Annotated in this window: 16 protein-coding genes; 13 read left to right on the forward strand and 3 right to left on the reverse strand. The window is 69.6% G+C overall.

Going from position 1 to position 16,402, the window contains the following annotated elements; translation table 11 throughout:
• Window positions 1-59: 59 nt before the first annotated feature.
• From D7V97_RS25060 to D7V97_RS25120, 13 genes are all read left to right on the forward strand, one after another.
• Entirely contained in the window at window positions 60-692 is a 633-nt protein-coding gene (locus D7V97_RS25060) for an RNA polymerase sigma factor (protein WP_120613156.1), read from the forward strand.
• Window positions 689-1,069 (forward strand): anti-sigma factor, encoded by a 381-nt coding sequence (locus D7V97_RS25065; RefSeq protein ID WP_120613157.1) that lies wholly within the window; start codon window positions 689-691, stop codon window positions 1,067-1,069. Before D7V97_RS25060 ends, D7V97_RS25065 begins: the two co-directional genes overlap by 4 nt.
• A 111-nt stretch (window positions 1,070-1,180) precedes the next feature.
• Window positions 1,181-2,743 (forward strand): lysine--tRNA ligase, encoded by a 1,563-nt coding sequence (gene lysS, locus D7V97_RS25070; protein WP_120613158.1) that lies wholly within the window; start codon window positions 1,181-1,183, stop codon window positions 2,741-2,743.
• 12 nt (window positions 2,744-2,755) lie between these two features.
• Window positions 2,756-5,137: an ABC transporter permease gene (locus D7V97_RS25075; protein WP_120613159.1), complete on the forward strand. Its 2,382-nt coding sequence runs from the start codon at window positions 2,756-2,758 to the stop codon at window positions 5,135-5,137.
• A 2-nt stretch (window positions 5,138-5,139) separates the two neighbouring features.
• Window positions 5,140-5,814 carry an ABC transporter ATP-binding protein gene (locus D7V97_RS25080; protein ID WP_120613160.1) on the forward strand — a complete coding sequence of 225 codons (675 nt, stop codon included), beginning with the start codon at window positions 5,140-5,142 and terminating at the stop codon, window positions 5,812-5,814.
• 76 nt (window positions 5,815-5,890) lie between these two features.
• Window positions 5,891-8,383 (forward strand): outer membrane protein assembly factor BamA, encoded by a 2,493-nt coding sequence (bamA, locus tag D7V97_RS25085; protein WP_199728929.1) that lies wholly within the window; start codon window positions 5,891-5,893, stop codon window positions 8,381-8,383.
• 113 nt (window positions 8,384-8,496) lie between these two features.
• Complete coding sequence (locus tag D7V97_RS25090; protein ID WP_120613162.1) at window positions 8,497-9,057, forward strand: OmpH family outer membrane protein; 561 nt, start codon at window positions 8,497-8,499, stop codon at window positions 9,055-9,057.
• A gap of 15 nt (window positions 9,058-9,072) precedes the next feature.
• Window positions 9,073-10,152 carry a UDP-3-O-(3-hydroxymyristoyl)glucosamine N-acyltransferase gene (gene lpxD, locus D7V97_RS25095; protein ID WP_199728930.1) on the forward strand — a complete coding sequence of 360 codons (1,080 nt, stop codon included), beginning with the start codon at window positions 9,073-9,075 and terminating at the stop codon, window positions 10,150-10,152.
• Window positions 10,149-10,619 carry a 3-hydroxyacyl-ACP dehydratase FabZ gene (gene fabZ / locus D7V97_RS25100; RefSeq protein WP_208718939.1) on the forward strand — a complete coding sequence of 157 codons (471 nt, stop codon included), beginning with the start codon at window positions 10,149-10,151 and terminating at the stop codon, window positions 10,617-10,619. The genes lpxD and fabZ overlap by 4 nt, the downstream gene beginning before the upstream one ends.
• Before the next feature lie 29 nt (window positions 10,620-10,648).
• Window positions 10,649-11,425 carry an acyl-ACP--UDP-N-acetylglucosamine O-acyltransferase gene (gene lpxA, locus D7V97_RS25105; protein WP_120613163.1) on the forward strand — a complete coding sequence of 259 codons (777 nt, stop codon included), beginning with the start codon at window positions 10,649-10,651 and terminating at the stop codon, window positions 11,423-11,425.
• A gap of 34 nt (window positions 11,426-11,459) precedes the next feature.
• Window positions 11,460-12,263: an LpxI family protein gene (locus D7V97_RS25110; RefSeq protein ID WP_120613164.1), complete on the forward strand. Its 804-nt coding sequence runs from the start codon at window positions 11,460-11,462 to the stop codon at window positions 12,261-12,263.
• A 73-nt stretch (window positions 12,264-12,336) separates the two neighbouring features.
• Window positions 12,337-13,362, forward strand: a complete 1,026-nt coding sequence (locus D7V97_RS25115; protein ID WP_120613165.1) for an OmpA family protein — start codon at window positions 12,337-12,339, stop codon at window positions 13,360-13,362.
• 8 nt (window positions 13,363-13,370) lie between these two features.
• Window positions 13,371-13,844, forward strand: a complete 474-nt coding sequence (locus D7V97_RS25120; protein ID WP_120613166.1) for a hypothetical protein — start codon at window positions 13,371-13,373, stop codon at window positions 13,842-13,844.
• Here D7V97_RS25120 and D7V97_RS25125 read toward each other — a convergent pair.
• The 3 genes from D7V97_RS25125 to lpxB form a co-directional block, all read right to left on the reverse strand.
• Window positions 13,837-14,466 (reverse strand): MarC family protein, encoded by a 630-nt coding sequence (locus D7V97_RS25125; RefSeq protein WP_120613171.1) that lies wholly within the window; start codon window positions 14,464-14,466, stop codon window positions 13,837-13,839. The genes D7V97_RS25120 and D7V97_RS25125 overlap by 8 nt on opposite strands.
• Before the next feature lie 25 nt (window positions 14,467-14,491).
• Entirely contained in the window at window positions 14,492-15,196 is a 705-nt protein-coding gene (locus D7V97_RS25130) for a polyprenol monophosphomannose synthase (protein ID WP_120613167.1), read from the reverse strand.
• Between the two features lie 61 nt (window positions 15,197-15,257).
• The coding region (gene lpxB, locus D7V97_RS25135; RefSeq protein WP_120613168.1) for a lipid-A-disaccharide synthase at window positions 15,258-16,402 on the reverse strand (1,145 nt) is incomplete at its 5' end.

A 16,402-nucleotide genomic window follows, 5' to 3' on the forward strand; every position in this document is an offset into this window, starting at 1 on the left:
GCGGTAGGATGGAAGCGAGGGCCTTCTCCACGGCGGGAAGGCCTGGGCCGGGAGGCACGGTGGCATCGGGCGGAGTGCTCGAAGTCGGACAGCAGGCCCTGGCCAGCGCGGCCGTCCCGGACGTGCGCCGCGAGGAGCAGGCGCTGCTCGTCCGGCTGCGTCGTGGCGACCCGGCGGCCTTCGAGGAGCTGGTCCGCGAGCACCAGGACCGCCTCTACGACTTCTGCTTCCGCATGGTGGGCGACCGCGAGGAGGCCCACGACCTGGTGCAGGAGATCTTCGTCAGCGTGCACCAGAACGTGCGCCGCTTCCGCGAGGACGCGCGGCTGTCCACCTGGCTGTTCCGCATCACCAAGAACCACTGCCTCAACCGGCTGAAGTACCTGCAACGCCGGGGGCGGGGCCGCTCGGACGAGTACGACGAGACGAGCGCCGCCGCCATCGCCGAGGGCGGGGGCGCGCCTCCGCAGCCGGACGCCGCCCTGGACGCGGCGCGTGAAAGGGCCCGGGTGCAGCGGGCCATCTCCCAACTGGAGCCCGATTCGCGCATGCTGGTGGCGCTGCGCGACATTGAGGGCCTGAGCTACGAAGAAATCGTGGACATCACCGAACTGCCCGAGGGGACCGTGAAGAGCCGGCTCCACCGGGCACGCGAGAAGCTGGCGGACCTGCTGGGGCGGTTCGAACCATGAGCAACCTGCAGCGGAGAGGAACGGACGTGGAACCGCGATTGGATCACCGCGAGGCGAGGGCCCTGTTCCTGGCGCTCGCCGACGAAGAGCTGCCGGCCCCCCAGGTCCAGGCGGTGCGAAGCCACCTGGACGGCTGCGTGGAGTGCCGCCAGGGGTGGGACCGCTACTCCAGCACCGTGCAACGGGTGCGCACCCTGGAGCGGGAGAAGGCCCCGCCCGCGCTCGCGTCGCTCGTGGTGGGCCGCGTGCGTCGGCAGCGCAAGTTCGGCCTGCGTGGGCTGCACCTGGCCCACGCGAATCACCGCTTTCCGGTGGAAGTGCTCATCCCGCTCCTGCTCGCCGCGGCCGTGGGCGCATTTCTTTTGATGGCCTCCTGAGGCCCGTCCCCCCTCTGGGGGAGGCAACGTCCGGTGGGAAGCATCCGCCGTGATGCGTTGCGTACCGGGGGCCGCTTGGCTAGCGTGCCGCGCCTTTCTGGAAAGCGCGTCATGGCCGAGACCGATAACAAGACCCCCCCTGGTGTGAAGAGCAGCGAAGCGGCGGATCTCGGCTCCAACGTGGAGCAGGAGCTCTACCAGCAGCGACTGGACAAGGCCGGCAAGTGGCGCGACGCGGGCTTCAACCCGTACGGCAACGGCTACCGTCCCCAGCACCAGGCGGCGGAGATCCTCGCGAAGCACGACACGCACTCCACCGAGGACCTGGAGAAGGACGCCCCCGTCTACGACGTCGCCGGCCGCATCGTGGCCATGCGCTCGTTCGGCAAGGCCGCCTTCATCAAGCTGCGCGACCGCTCCGGAGAGATCCAGGCGCACGTGAAGAAGGACGCGCTCGGGGACCTCTACGAGGTCTTCAAGCAGTGCGACCTGGGTGACTTCGTCGCCGTGCAGGGCCCGGTGTTCCGCAGCAAGACGGGGGAATTGTCGCTGTCGGCCACGAAGTTCGTGCCGCTCACCAAGTCCCTGCGCCCCATGCCGGAGAAGTGGCACGGCCTCACGGACGTGGAGATCCGCTACCGCCAGCGCTACCTGGACCTCATCTCCAACCCGGACGTGAAGCAGGTCTTCCTCAAGCGCAACAAGCTGGTGAAGTTCATCCGCAACTTCCTCGACGGGCGGGACTTCGTCGAAGTGGAGACGCCGATGATGCACCCGCTGGTGTCGGGCGCGGCCGCGCGGCCGTTCATCACGCACCACAACACGCTCGACGTCGACCTCTACATGCGCATCGCGCCCGAGCTCTACTTGAAGCGGCTCGTGGTGGGCGGCATGGAGCGCGTCTACGAGGTCAACCGCAACTTCCGCAACGAGGGCTTCAGCACCCGGCACAACCCCGAGTTCACGATGCTGGAGTTCTATCAGGCGTACGCCACGTACGAGGACCTGATGGACCTCACCGAGGAGATGCTCTCCGAGGCCGCCCGCCACGTCACCGGCGACTCCAAGGTGAAGTACGGCGAGCACACGGTGGACTTCGGCAAGGGCTGGAAGCGCATCCCCATGACGGAGGCCATCCGCGAGGCCGTCCCCGGCCTGTCCGACAAGGACATGGTGGACGCGGACCGGCTGCGTCACGAGCTGCTCAAGACGTCCCACGCGGACTCCGAGCGCCGCGCCGTGGAGAACATGAACCACGGGGAGCTCGTGGGCGCCCTGTTCGAGCACCACGTCGAGCACACGCTGGTTCATCCCACCTTCATCACCCAGTATCCCACCGCCGTCTCGCCGCTCGCCCGCCGCAACGACCAGAACCCGGAAATCACGGACCGGTTCGAGCTCTTCGTCGCCGGCCGGGAGATCGCCAACGCCTTCTCCGAGCTGAACGACCCCCTGGACCAGAAGGGCCGGTTCCAGGCCCAGCTGGACGCCAAGCAGCGGGGCCAGCAGGAGACGATGGACTACGACGAGGACTACATCCGCGCCCTGGAACACGGCATGCCGCCCACGGCCGGTGAAGGCATCGGGATTGATCGCGTCGCCATGTTGTTCACGGACGCAGCCAGCATCCGCGACGTGATTCTCTTCCCCCTCCTCAAGCCGCTGGCGAAGTAGCCACGAGGCCTCGTGCACCCCGCCGAACGGCAGACCGACTACCGCTGGCCCCTCCTGTGGGCGGGCGCCCTCGTGGCCCTCGTGGGGGCCGCGCTCCTGGGCGTGGCCATCTCCGAATCCGAGGCGTGGGCCGAGGTGGCCGGCGCCCTGGGCCTCTCCCTCGTCGGGTGGGGGGCCCTCGTGCAGTCCTTCGACGCCGGGGCCCTGGCCCTGGGGCCGAGCCCCGCCGGTGCCATCGCCGGGCCCAAGATGCTGGTGGCCGGGACGCTCGTCTGGCTGGCGGGGTGGGCCATTGTCGCCTCGGGCATCCGCCGCGCGCCCGCGTCCACGGAAGGTCCCAGCCCGGCCGCCGGCTCCACGCTGTACCCGCGCCTCGCGCGCTACCGGGACTTCTACTGGAGCACCCTGGGCGCCTACGGCGGCGGCATCCTGCTGGCCGAACTGGTGATGCTGCTGCTCCAGACGGTGCTCTCCAGCGGCGTGCCCTCCGACCTGGGGGGCGCGGCGCGGGATGCTGGCGGGGGCGCGAGCCTGCCGCCCACCATCGCCTTCGCCATCGCGCTCGTCGTCGGCGCGGGCGTGGCCTTCGCGTCCGGCTTCGTGGGCGCGTCCCGGGCGCAGCGGCTGTCGCTGCCCGAGGCCACCATCGGCGTCTTCTACCTGGGCCTGCCCGTCCCCATCCTGCTGTCGCTGATGGAGCGGGTGCCGTCGCTGCAACTCGCGCTGGGCTACCGCCTGCGGGAGGTGTCGTACGTCGCGGGGCTGCTCGGCCGGCCGGAGCTGGGGTACTGGCTCGTCTTCGCCGCGCTGGTGCTGGCCCTGGTGCTGGGCATCAACACGGGCTTCATCGCCGCGGGCAGCGGCCGGGTGGACCTGCGCCTGGGCTTCGAGCTCTTCGTGGCCCGCCGCCACGTCGCGGTGTTCCGCCCCTCGCTGCTCCTGGGCGCGCTGGCGGTGCTGATGTTCGGCATCATCCCGCCGCTCATCATCTACTTCATCATCCGCGGGGCCGAGGCCGCCGTGGAGCGCACGCGCGTCAAGTCGCTGGGCCTGGCGGATCCGCTGGCCGCGGCGTCGGCGCAGCACCGGATGAAGCTGCACGAACAGTCCCCCACCATGATGATGACCGCCCTGTCGGTGGGCGGCGTGGGCGTGGGCGTGATGGCGCTCATCATCGTGCTCAGCGTGATGAGCGGCTTCGAGGCCGACCTCCAGCAGAAGATTTTGGGCACCAACGCGCACGCGGTGGTGTCCAAGTACGCGGGGGAATTGCCCGAGTACGCCAAGGTGATGGAGCAGGTGAAGCGCGTGCCCGGCGTCGTGGGCCAGACGCCCTTCATCATCAACCAGGTGATGATCGCGTCGGAGGGCAACGTCGACGGCGTCATCATCAAGGGCATCGACCCGCACTCGGTGGGCTCGGTGACGGACCTGCCGCAGAACATCCTGCCCGGCGGTGACCTGGATCACCTGGAGCACCCGGCGAGGATCCTCCCCAGCCGCGCGGTGGAGGACGGCGAGGACGCGCCCACGAAGAAGGCGCCGGAGGAGGCGGAGGACCCCATCATCGGCAAGGCCTCCAAGCCCTCGAAGCCCACGGTGCTGCCGGGCATCATCGTCGGCCGCGAACTGGCCGCGTCCCTGCGCGTGGTGGTGGGGGACCGGGTGAACGTCGTGTCGCCGCTCGGCACGGAGCTGGGCCCGTCCGGCCCCATCCCCAAGAGCCGCGCGTTCCGGGTGGCGGGCGTCTTCTACTCGGGCATGTACGAGTACGACTCCAAGTTCGTCTACATCCTGCTGTCCGAAGCGCAGGACTTCTTCGCCCTGAAGGGCGCCACCGGCATCGAGCTGAAGGTGGCGGACATCGACGACGCCCGGCGCATCTCCAACCAGGTGGTGCGCGTGCTGGGCGGCTACCCGTACCGCGCGCGCGACTGGGGGGAGATGAACAAGAACCTCTTCTCCGCGCTGCGCCTGGAGAAGCTGGTGATGGGCATCATCCTGTCCATCATCATCATCGTCGCCGCGGGCCTCATCGTCGCCACGGTCATCATGCTGGTGCTGGAGAAGCGGAAAGAAATCTCCGTCCTCAAGGCGCTGGGCGTCCCCGACGGCGGCATCGTGAAGATCTTCCTCGCCGAAGGGCTCCAGATTGGCGTGGCCGGCGGCCTCCTGGGCCTGTTCTCCGGCCTGGCGTGGTGCCTCTTCATCGAGAAGGTCGGCATCAAGCTGGACCCGGAGGTGTATTACATCCCCGCGCTGCCGGTGCGCATCGAACCGGTGCAGACGGCACTGTCGGTGGTCATCGCGGTGCTCGTCACCTACCTGGCGTCCATCTACCCGGCCCTCAAGGCGAGCAGCGTGGAACCGGTGGAAGGGCTGAAGGCGGAGTAGCCATGGCGCTGTTGTCCATCCGCAACGTCTTCAAGAGCTACTTCCTGCACGGCAAGCGCATTGACGTCCTGCGCGCCGTGTCCCTGGACATCAACGCCGGGGAGCTCGTCTCCATGGTGGGTGCGTCCGGCGCGGGCAAGAGCACCTTCCTGCACGTCCTGGGCACGCTGGACGCCCCGGCCGCCGGCGAGGTCCTCTTCGACGGTCGCTCCGTCTTCTCCATGAACGACGCGGAGATCGCCGAGTTCCGCAACCGCACCATCGGCTTCGTCTTCCAGAGCCACTACCTGCTGCCGGAGTTCACCGCCCTGGAGAACGTGGCCATGCCCGCCCTCATCCAGCGCCGCGACCGCACCGGTGCCTACACCTACGCCCGGGAGCTCCTGGAGCGCGTGGGCCTGGGCAGCCGGGTGGACCACCGCCCCGGGGAGCTGTCCGGCGGCGAGGCCCAGCGCGTGGCCCTGGCCCGGGCCCTGGTGCTCAAGCCCGCGGTGCTGCTCGCGGACGAGCCCACCGGCAACCTGGACCCCACCACGGGAGAGGGCATCCACCAGCTCCTGAGGGACGTGAACCGGGACCTGGGCATCACCGCCGTCATCGTCACGCACAATGAGACGCTTGCCCGCTCCATGCCCCGCCGACTGCGGCTGGCCGGCGGGCAGGTGTCGGAGGCCTGATGGCCGCTCGCTTTTGGATTGAGGGGCCCGCGCCCCTTCCCGTACATTGCCCCGCCTTTTCCTGGCCGGACTGCACTTGAGGCTCACCGTTCTGCGCAAGTCATTGCTCCCGCTGCTGGCAGTCGCCCTGTGGGCGCTCTGGCCCGGTCCTGCCCACGCCCAGTTGGACGTGGACGCGGGCTCGCCTGCCGTCGTCCCGCCGTCTCCTTCCGCCGCCACCCCCGTCGCCCCCCCGGACGCGGGCACCGAAGTCGGTTCGGGGGCGGGCCCCGGCGCTGCCCCGGACGCCCCGCTCGCCGCCTCCCCGGAGGACGACGCCAATGTCTCCCCCGCGGACCGCGTGGTGGAGGTCCGCATCGAGGGCAACCGCCGCGTGGAGGCCGAGGCCGTCCGCCGCGCCCTGAAGACCAAGGTCGGTGACCCGCTCACCCGCTCCGCGGAGGACCTCCGCGCCGTGTGGGCCCTGGGCTACTTCACGGACGTGCAGCTGCTCGCGCAGCGCACCGCGAAGGGCATTGCCTACGTGGTGCGCGTGGCGGAGCGCCCCACCATCCGCGCCGTGCAGCTGCAGGGCAACGACGAGCTCAGCCAGGAGGACCTGAAGGAGCAGCTGGAGCTCAAGGCCGGCACCATCCTCGACATCGAGGCGGTGCGCGCGACGCAGAAGAAGATCCAGGAGAAGTACGTCGAAAAGGGCTACTTCCTCGCGGAGGTGACGTACCGCCTGGACCCGGTGGAGCAGGGCGCCGCGGTCAACGTCGTCTACGTCATCAACGAGCACTCGAAGGTGATGGTGAAGCAGATCACCCTCCTGGGCGCGGAGAAGGTGTCCCCGGAAGAGCTCAAGGCGGTGATGATCACCCGCGAGGGCGGCCTCCTGTCCTTCTTCACCGGCGAGGGCACGTACCGGGAAGAGGCCTTCCAGCGCGACCTCGCCGTCATCCAGATCGCCTACTACGACCGCGGCTTCATCAACGTGCGCGTGGACAAGCCCACCGTCCAGCTCTCCGCGGACAAGCGCGACATCTACATCACCCTGCACATCACCGAGGGTGAGTCGTACGACATCGGGAAGATCGACTTCGCGGGCGACCTGGAGCGCCCGCCGGAGGAGCTGGCGACGCTGATGAAGTCGCGTCCCAAGGAGCGCTTCAACCGCGGCCAGCTCTCCACGGACATCTCCGCCATCTCCGACGTGTACTTCGACAAGGGGTATGCGTACGCCAACATCAACCCCGTCACGTCCGTCAACGCGGAGACGCGGACCGTCGACCTGACCTTCGACATCCAGAAGGGCCCGCTCGTCAACATCGAGCGCATCGACGTCGTCGGCAACAACAAGACCCGCGACAAGGTCATCCGCCGCGAGCTGCGCGTCTACGAAGGCGAGCTCTACAACGGCACCGGCGTGCGCCGCAGCCGCGAGCGCGTCACCGCGCTGGGCTTCTTCGAGACGGTGGAAATCACCCAGCACCCGGGCAGCACCGACAACGCCATCGTGTTGCAGGTGGAGGTGAAGGAGAAGGCCACCGGCACCTTCCAGGTGGGCCTGGGCTTCTCCAACGTGGAGAACTTCATCTTCACGGCCCAGGTGTCGCAGAACAACTTCCTCGGCTGGGGCCAGAGCGTCTCCGCGTCCGCGCAGATTTCAGGCCTGCGCTCGCTCGTGCAGCTGTCGTTCTACGACCCGTACTTCCTCGACACGAACTACCTCTTGTCCGCGGAGTTCTTCCGCGTGCAGGCGGACTACGAGGGCTTCATCCGCAACTCCACGGGCGGCACCCTCTCCCTGGGCCGGCAGCTCGTGGACGACGTGCTCGCCACGGTGGGCTACACGCGGGAGTACGTGGACGTGCAGGCGGGGCAGGGCATTGGCGCGGTGCTGCTCGCCAACCAGTTCCAGTCCGGCACCACCAGCGCGCTGCGCCTGTCCGTGCAGTTCGACCGGCGCGACAACCGCCTCTTCCCGTCGCGCGGCTTCATCCACTACGGCTCGGTGGAGACGGCCCCGTCGTTCCTGGGCGGCACGTTCCTCTTCAACCGGTACACCGCGTACTCGCGCCTGTACTTCCCGCTGCCCCTGGGCTTCGTCTTCAAGACCAACGCCACCATGGGCTACGTGCAGCAGCTGGACTCCAGCAAGCCGCTGCCCATCAGCGAGCTGTACTACGTGGGCGGCATCAACACGATCCGCGGCTACTACCTGCGCAGCATCAGCCCCACGCTCCTGGTGCCGCGCGCGGACAACCCGGACGCCAACGTCACCGAGTTCCGGGTGGGCGGCAACAAGCAGCTCATCTTCAACTTCGAGCTGGAGTTCCCCATCTTCGAGAAGGCGGGCCTGCGCGGCGTGCTCTTCTACGACGCGGGCAATGCCTTCGGCTCCAACGAGAAGTTCTTCGAGGACCGGCAGGACAAGCTGCCCCTCGGACTCTTCCACTCGGCGGGCTTCGGCTTCCGCTGGTTCTCGCCCATCGGGCCCCTGCGCTTCGAGTGGGGCATCCCGCTGACCAAGCGGCCTTCGGATGACCCCATCCTGTTCGAGTTCACGATCGGTAACTTCTTCTGATAGGCATTGACCCCGGCTTCCCCGGCCATCCCACCTCCTCAAGAGGTGGGAGTGAACAGGCCGGGGGGGTGGACGTCGGAGCCTGCAGCACCCTTTTCGAGGAGCCGTAACCCATGTCGCTTCGAAGCACCTTGGCGGCCACCGCCGCTGTCCTGTCGCTTGCCCTCCCGGTTGCCGCTTCGGCCGCCGACCTCAAGGTGGCCTACGTCGACCTGCAGCGCGTGCTGCTGGAGGTGGACGATGGCAAGGCCGCGAAGCAGCGCCTCCAGAAGTGGCTGGAGTCCCGCCAGAAGGAGATCGACGGCGAGCAGGAGACGCTCCGCAAGGAGAAGGAGCTCCTGGACAAGCAGGCCAGCGCCATGAGCGAGGCCACGCGCACCCAGAAGGCCACCGAGCTCCAGAAGAAGGTGATGGAGCTGGCGCAGAAGTACGAGCGCAGCCGCGCCGAGGCCGCCAACAAGGAGCGCCAGGAGATGGAGCCCATCATCTCCCGCATCGACCAGGTCATCGCGACCATCGCGGAGCGGGACGGCCTGGGCTTCGTGCTGGACAAGCGCGACTCCGGCATCGTGTTCGCGCTGGGCCAGTACGACATCTCCAACGAGGTCGTGCGCAGCTACAACAACGGCAAGAAGGCCGCGCCGGTGGCGAAGGACGCCCCGGTCAAGAAGTAGTCGACCCGGACAAGGATGCCCCCCGTGCCCTCCGCACCTTCCGCGCACCGGCTGGGGGACATCGCCGCCCACGTCCGGGGTGAACTCCTCGGCGACCCCGGACTGCTCGTCCACGGCCTGAACGGGCTGGAGGAAGCAGGACCCGGGGAGGTGTCGTTCTACGGCAACCCCCGCTACCGCAAGCAGTTCGAGGCCACCCGCGCCTCGGCGGTGCTGGTGGGGATGGACGCCCAGGCCCAGGCTCGGAATGGGCTGGCGCTGGTCCGGGTGCACAACCCGCACCTGGCCTACGCGAAGCTCCTCTCCCTGTTCCACCCGGCCACCCGGCCGGAGCCCGGCATCCACCCGTCCGCCCACGTCCACCCGGAGGCCACGGTGCACCCGGAGGCGTCCGTGCGCCCGGGGGCCGTGGTGGAGAAGGGCGCCCACGTGGGGGCCCGCACGGTGCTGCACCCCGGCGCCTACGTGGGTGAAGCCGCGCGCGTCGGCGACGACTGCGTGCTCTACCCCCACGCCACGGTGCGCGAGCGGTGCGTGGTGGGCTCGCGCGTCATCCTCCACGCCTCGTCGGTGGTGGGCGCGGACGGGTTCGGCTTCGCCTTCGACGCGGAAGGGGACTCCGGGCCGGAGCACTTCAAGATTCCGCAGGTGGGCATCGTCCGCATCGAGGACGACGTGGAAGTCGGTGCCTGCACCTGCATCGACCGCGCGACGGTGGGCGAAACCGTCGTCGGGCGGGGGACGAAGCTCGACAATCTCGTGCAGATCGCCCACAACGTGCGCGTGGGCCCGCTGTCGCTCATCTGCGCGCAGGCGGGCGTGTCGGGTTCGGCGGAGGTGGGCACCGGCGTGGTGCTCGCGGGGCAGGTCGGCGTGGTGGGCCACATCCGCGTGGGAGACCTGGCCAAGGTGGGCGCGCAGTCGGGCGTCGCCCATGACGTCCCGGACGGTCAGGTCGTCAGCGGCAGTCCCGCCATCCCCCACCGCGACTGGCTGCGTGCCAGTGCCGCGTCGGGTCAGCTGGCGGACCTGCTCAAGGAAGTGCGCGCCCTGCGCCGCAGGGTGGAGATGCTCGAGAAGGAGAAGGGCGGATGATGGACATCAGCGAGATCCAGAGCCTGCTGCCGCACCGCTACCCGTTCCTCCTGGTGGACCGGGTGGTGGAGATCGTGCCGGGCCAGAAGCTCACGGCGTACAAGAACGTCACCATCAACGAGCCCTTCTTCAACGGTCACTTCCCGGGTCACCCCGTGATGCCGGGCGTGTTGATTCTCGAAGCGCTCGCCCAGGCCACCGCCATCCTCGCGTACAAGACGGAGAACATGGATCCGTCGCGGCTGGTGACGTACCTGATGGGCGTGGACAACGCGCGCTTCCGCAAGCCGGTGGTGCCCGGGGACCGGCTCCAACTGGACATCGAGGTCATCCGCCACAAGGGCGCCATCTGGAAGACCAAGGGCCTGGCGACGGTGGATGGGGTGAAGGTGGCGGAAGGGGAGTTCCTCGCCACGGTGGTGGACAAGAACAAGGCCGCCAAGGGCGACGAGAGCGCGGCGTCGTAGGCACGACGCGCTGCTGAGGAGAGAAGGACATGGCGCAGGTTCATCCCACCGCGGTCGTCTACCCGGGGGCACGCCTCCACGACACCGTGGAGGTGGGGCCGTTCTCGGTCATCGGGCCCCACGTCGTCATCGGCGCGGGCTCGCGCATCGGGCCGCACGTCGTCATCGAGGGCCGCACGACGCTGGGGGAGCGCAACCACCTCTTCCAGTTCTGCTCGGTGGGCGCCGCGCCCCAGGACCTCAAGTACGCGGGCGAGGACACCGAGCTCATCATTGGCGACGACAACCAGATCCGTGAGTTCGTCACGGTGAACCTGGGCACCGTCAGCGGCGGCGGGGCCACGCGCCTGGGCCACCGCAACCTGCTGCTCGCCAACAGCCACATCGCGCACGACTGCGAGGTGGGCAACGAGGTGCTCCTCGCCAACGGGGCCGCGCTCGCGGGCCACGTGGTGGTGGAGGACGCGGTGAAGATTTCGGGCCTCGTCGCGGTGCACCAGTTCACCCGGCTGGGCCGCTACGCGTTCATCTCCGGCGGCTCCATGGTCACCATGGACGTGCCCCCGTACTGCACCGTGCAGGGGGACCGGGCCACGCTGGTGGGCCTCAACACCGTGGGCCTGGAGCGCGGCGGCTTCAGCGAGGAGCAGATTGGCCGCGTGAAGGAGGCCTACCGCATCCTCTTCCGCTCCAAGCTGAGCCTCCAGGACGCGCTCTCACAGCTGCGCGGAGAGCTGTCCAGCCACCCGGAAGTGGAGCACCTGGTGCGCTTCGTGGAGCAGAGCAAGCGCGGCGTGACGCGCTAGCGCGCGCCCTCTTCACGGGACGAAAGGGGAACGGGTGGAGCGCATCGGGCTCATCGCGGGCAACGGCCAGCTTCCCTTCCTCTTCGCGCGGGCCGCCCGTGCGCGCGGCCTGGACGTCGTCGTCGCCGCGCACCGGGGAGAGACGGACCCGGCGCTCGAAGCGGAGGTGGGCCACTTCGCCTGGGTGCGCGTGGGGCAGGTGGACCGCATCCAGAAGGTGTTCCGGCAGGCGGGCGTCAGCCGGGCGGCCATGGCGGGCGGCATCGGTCGCGTGAAGGCGCTGTCGGACGCGCGGCCGGACCTGGGCGCGGTGCGCATCATCTCGCGCCTGCGCAGCTTCCGGGACGACGCGCTGTTGCGCGCGGTGGCCGCGGACTTCGAGGCGCGCGGCATCACCATCATCGCGCCCACGGACTTCCTGGGCGAGGTGCTGTGCCCGGAGGGCCACCTGGCCGGCCCTGCGCTCAAGCCCGCGCAGGAGAAGGACGTGGCCCTGGGCCGCGAGGTGGCGGTGCTGCTGGGGCAGGCGGACGTGGGCCAGACGGTGGTGGTGCGCGACGGCCACGTGCTCGCGCTGGAGGCCGTGGAGGGCACCGACGAGACCATCCGCCGGGGCGCGAAGCTGGGCGGCCCGGGCGCCGTGGTGGTGAAGCGCTGCAAGCCGGAGCAGGACCTGCGCTTTGATTTGCCCGCCGTGGGCCCCCGCACGCTGGAGGTCATGGCGGAGGTGGGCGCCCGGGTGCTGGCGCTGGAGGTAGGGCGCACGGTGCTGTTGGACGCACCCGCCCTCTTCGCGGGCGCCACCGCGCGGGGCATCACCCTGGTGGGCGTGCGCTAGGGTTGGGGAATCCGCCCTCCGGGGCTGGCGTTGCCCTTCCACCTCCCCCGCGACGCCGAGGTTGACGCCGCCCATGTCCGTTCGATTCCTACCTGTCGTGGCCCTGTTGAGCCTCCCGCTGCCTGCGTTCGCGGAGGCCATCCGGGTGTCCCTGGAGGGCCGCGCGGCCCTGGGCGAGGGCGTGCCCACGCTGCTCGTCCACATCGAGGAGCCGATTGCTGGCTTCGAGGTGAAGCTCAAGCGCAGCGACGGCAAGACGGTGGAGCTCAAGGGAGGCGGCAAGCCGGGCATCACCCGGCGCCTCGCCCTGGAGCAGCCGGAGGGGAAGTTCCACTACGAGGGCGAACTGACGGTGCAGTTCCCGCAGGGCGCGGAGCCCGGCAGCATGCCGCTCGCCTTCGACACGGAGCTGTACGGCCCGCTGAAGCTGGAGGTGCGCCGCGAGGACGTGGACGTGGCCGCGCGCAAGGTGCGCTTCACGCTCTCCCGGCCGGCCGCGAAGACGGAAGTCACCGTGTTGATGGACACCGGCAAGAAGGCCTTCGCGGGCGACGTGGACTTCAAGGGCGCGCCCGCGGGCACGCCGCTGGAGGTGAAGTGGCTGCCGGCGGAGGGCAAGGTGATGCGCATCAGCCTGCGCGCCTTCGACACCTCGGACTACTACACGGGCGTGGACCTCTTCCCGTGGCAGGTGGACGTGCCGCACGAGGAGGTGGGCTTCCCCTCTGGCCGCTCGGACATCCCCCCGTCGGAGAAGGGCAAGCTGGACGCCAGCTTCAAGAGCATCACGGAAGCGTTGAACAAGTACGGCCGTTGGGCGTCGTTGCGGTTGTACGTGCTCGGGCACACCGACACGGTGGGGTCCACCGAGGACAACCGCGAGCTGTCGCTCAAGCGGGCGAAGAGCATCGCCGCCTGGTTCCGCCAGCGCGGCCTGAAGGTGCCAGTGTTCTACGAAGGGTTTGGAGAGCAGGCCCCGGCGGTGTCCACGCCGGACGAGACAGCGGAGGCGGCCAACCGCCGCGCCGAGTACATCATCGCGGTGGAGGACCCGTCGTTGACGAACGCGCCCTTCACCCCCCGGTGGCGAAAGCCGTGAGGTGTCACATGGTGGAGTTTCCTCGCATCCGGTTCGTGCTCGCGGTCGCGGGCCTGGGCTTGCTCGGCGTCACGGGCTGCGTGCGCACCGTGCCGTACGCGAAGCGCATGGCGGCGGAGAGCGAGAAGTGCACGCTCGTCCAGGCGCTGATGCGGCAGCCCGCGCCGGCGCAGGCCATCCAGCAGTTCGTCGCCGAGGGCAAGGAGGCGAAGGCCCCCGTCGTCGTCTACGTCCGGCATCCGGAGGAGTCCACGCTGGAGCGCTTCTTCAGCGACGACACGGAGTGCGCGGACGCCTCGTTCAAGGTGGTCCAGGAGAACGTGGTGGACGCGGTGGTGGTGTACCTCGAGGAGGTCCAGGGCGGCTACGCGTACGACGCGCAGCGCTCCAGCCCGGATCGCCTCACCATGGACGGCCAGCCCCAGGGCACCGTGCGCAAGGACGGCACGGTGTGGGTGGCGGGCGCGGACGACTCTATTTGAGCAGCTCCTTCGCCCCGTCGGCGATGAACTGCACGGCGATGGCGGCGAGGATGAGGCCGGACACGCGCTCCAGGATGGCGACGCCGGACTGGCGCAGCACCCGCTGCACCAGGCTGGACGCGTTGAGGATGAAGTAGCTCGCCGCGAAGGTGAGCACCACGGCGGCCACCACGGGCAGCGCGGAGAGGGCGGAGGTTCCGCTGCGCGCCATCAGCACCATCGCGGTGGCGATGGCGCCCGGCCCCGCCAGCAGCGGGATGGCCAGCGGGACGATGGCCACGTCGTCCTTCACCGCGCCCTCCTCTTCCTCGGTGGGGCTGGTGCGCGTGGAGGACGGGCGGGCGCGCAGCATGTCCAGGGAGGTGATGAGCAGCAGGATGCCCCCCGCGACGCGGAAGGCGCCCAGCGACACCGCGAACACCTGGAAGATGACGCGGCCGAAGACGGCGAAGAACAGCATCATGCCGCACGCCACCAGACAGGCGCGCAGCGCGGTGCTGCGGATCTTCTGCTTCGTGTCCCCCGCGGTCATCGCCAGGAACAGCGGCACGACGCCAATCGGGTCCACCACGAAGAAGATGGCGGACAGCGACACGAGGAACGAGGACAGCAGGCTGGGCATCGTCATGCGGTTTTCCGGGAGCGCGCTAGACGGTGAAGCGCAGCTTCCAGACCATGCCCAGGGCCTCGATGAAGATCTTCTTGTTCATCTTGGAGTGCCCGACGCGCCGGTCCTCGAAGACGATGGGCACCTCGCGCACGGTGAAGCCCTTGCGCAGCGTGCGGTAGGTCAACTCGATCTGGAACGCGTACCCGGTGCTGCGCACGTCATCCAGGTTGAGGGCCTCCAGCACGCGGCGGTGGAAGCACTTGAAGCCGCCGGTGAGGTCGCGCACGTCCACGCCCAGGATGCTGCGCGCGTACAGGGAACCGCCGCGGCTGATGATCTTCCGGCCCACGCCCCAGTTCACCGTGCCGCCGCCCTGCACGTAGCGCGAGCCCAGCACCAGGTCCGCGCCGTGCTCGGCGGTGTCCAGGAAGGTGGGCAGGTAGCGCGGGTCGTGGCTGAAGTCCGCGTCCATCTCCAGGATGTACGTGTAGCCCTCGGCGAGCGCCCAGCGGAAGGCGGCCAGGTACGCGCGGCCCAGGCCCTCCTTCTTCTCGCGGTGGAGCACGCGCACGCGCGGGTCCTTCGCGGCCAGTTCGTCGGCGATCTGCCCCGTCCCGTCGGGCGAGTTGTCGTCGACGACGAGGATGTCCACGCGGGGATCGGCCGCCAGCACCGCTTGGGTGATGGGCCCGATGTTTTCCCGCTCGTTGTAGGTGGGGATGCAGACCAGCGCACGGTTCATGGCCGGGCGGACATACCCCAAACCCGGCGCGGGAACACCCAAAGCGGCGCGCCGCCGTCCGTTACCCGCTTCCGGTGTTTCCGGAGACGGGGCGCGGGGGCAAGAGCTCCAGCACCGTCTCCGCCGCCCGGTGGGCCGCCCCCACCGCGCCCAGCCGCCCGCGCACCTCGGCCAGCCCCTGGAGCATCGCGTCCCGGGGCGCGCCCGGCAGCCAGACGTCGCGAACCTCGGAGGCGATTCTCTCCGGGGTCATGTCGCCCTGGAGCAGCTCCGGCACCACGCGCCGGCCGGCCAGCAGGTTGATGAGCGACACGAAGGCCACCTTCAGCATCATCCGGCCCACCCAGTACGTCACCAGCGACACGCGGTAGACGACGACCAGGGGCCGCTCCATCAGCCCCGTCTCCAGCACCGCCGTCCCGGACGCCACCACCGCCGCGTCGCTCGCTCCCACGACCTCCGGCGCGCGGCCGTCCACCAGCACCGGCGTCACGCCGCTGCCCTCGAAGCGGGAGGTGATCTCCTTGCGGTCGATGGTGGGCGCCACCGGCACCACGACCTGGAGGCCCGGGCGCTCCTGGGACAGCTGCTTCGCCGCCCCGACGAGGGTGGGCAGGATGCGGCGGATCTCCCCCATCCGGCTGCCGGGCAAGAGGGCGAGCGTGGGAGCGTCCAGCGACAGGCCCAGGCGCTGCCGGAACTCCCGGGCGCTGGCGGCCGCGGGCATCTGCTCCAGCACGGGGCTGCCCACGTAGCGGGCGGGGACGCCGGCCTCGCGGTAGAAGTCCTCCTCGAAGGGGAGGATGCAGAGCATCCGGTCCACCAGCCGCTGGATGGTGCGCACGCGGCCCCGGCGCCAGGCCCAGATCATCGGGGAGACGTAGTAGGCCACCGGGATGCCCTGGGCCTTGAGCTTCTTCGCCAGCCGCAGGTTGAAGTCCGGGATGTCCACCAGGATGGCGCAGTCCGGCTTGCGCTCGGCGGCGGCGGTGGCCAGGCCCTTCATGATCCGCAGGATGCGCGGGATGCGGGGCAGCACCTCGGTGATGCCCATGACGGAGACTTCGCGGGCGTCGAAGAGCAGCTCCACTCCGCGTGCGGCCAGCCGGGTCCCCCCCATGCCGAAGAAGGTGAGGTCGGGGCGCAGGGCCTGGAGGGCGGCGACGAGCTCGGCGGCGTGGGTGTCGCCGGAAGCCTCGCCTGCCA

The organism is Corallococcus sp. CA053C (assembly GCF_003611675.1).
Lineage (GTDB): Bacteria > Myxococcota > Myxococcia > Myxococcales > Myxococcaceae > Corallococcus.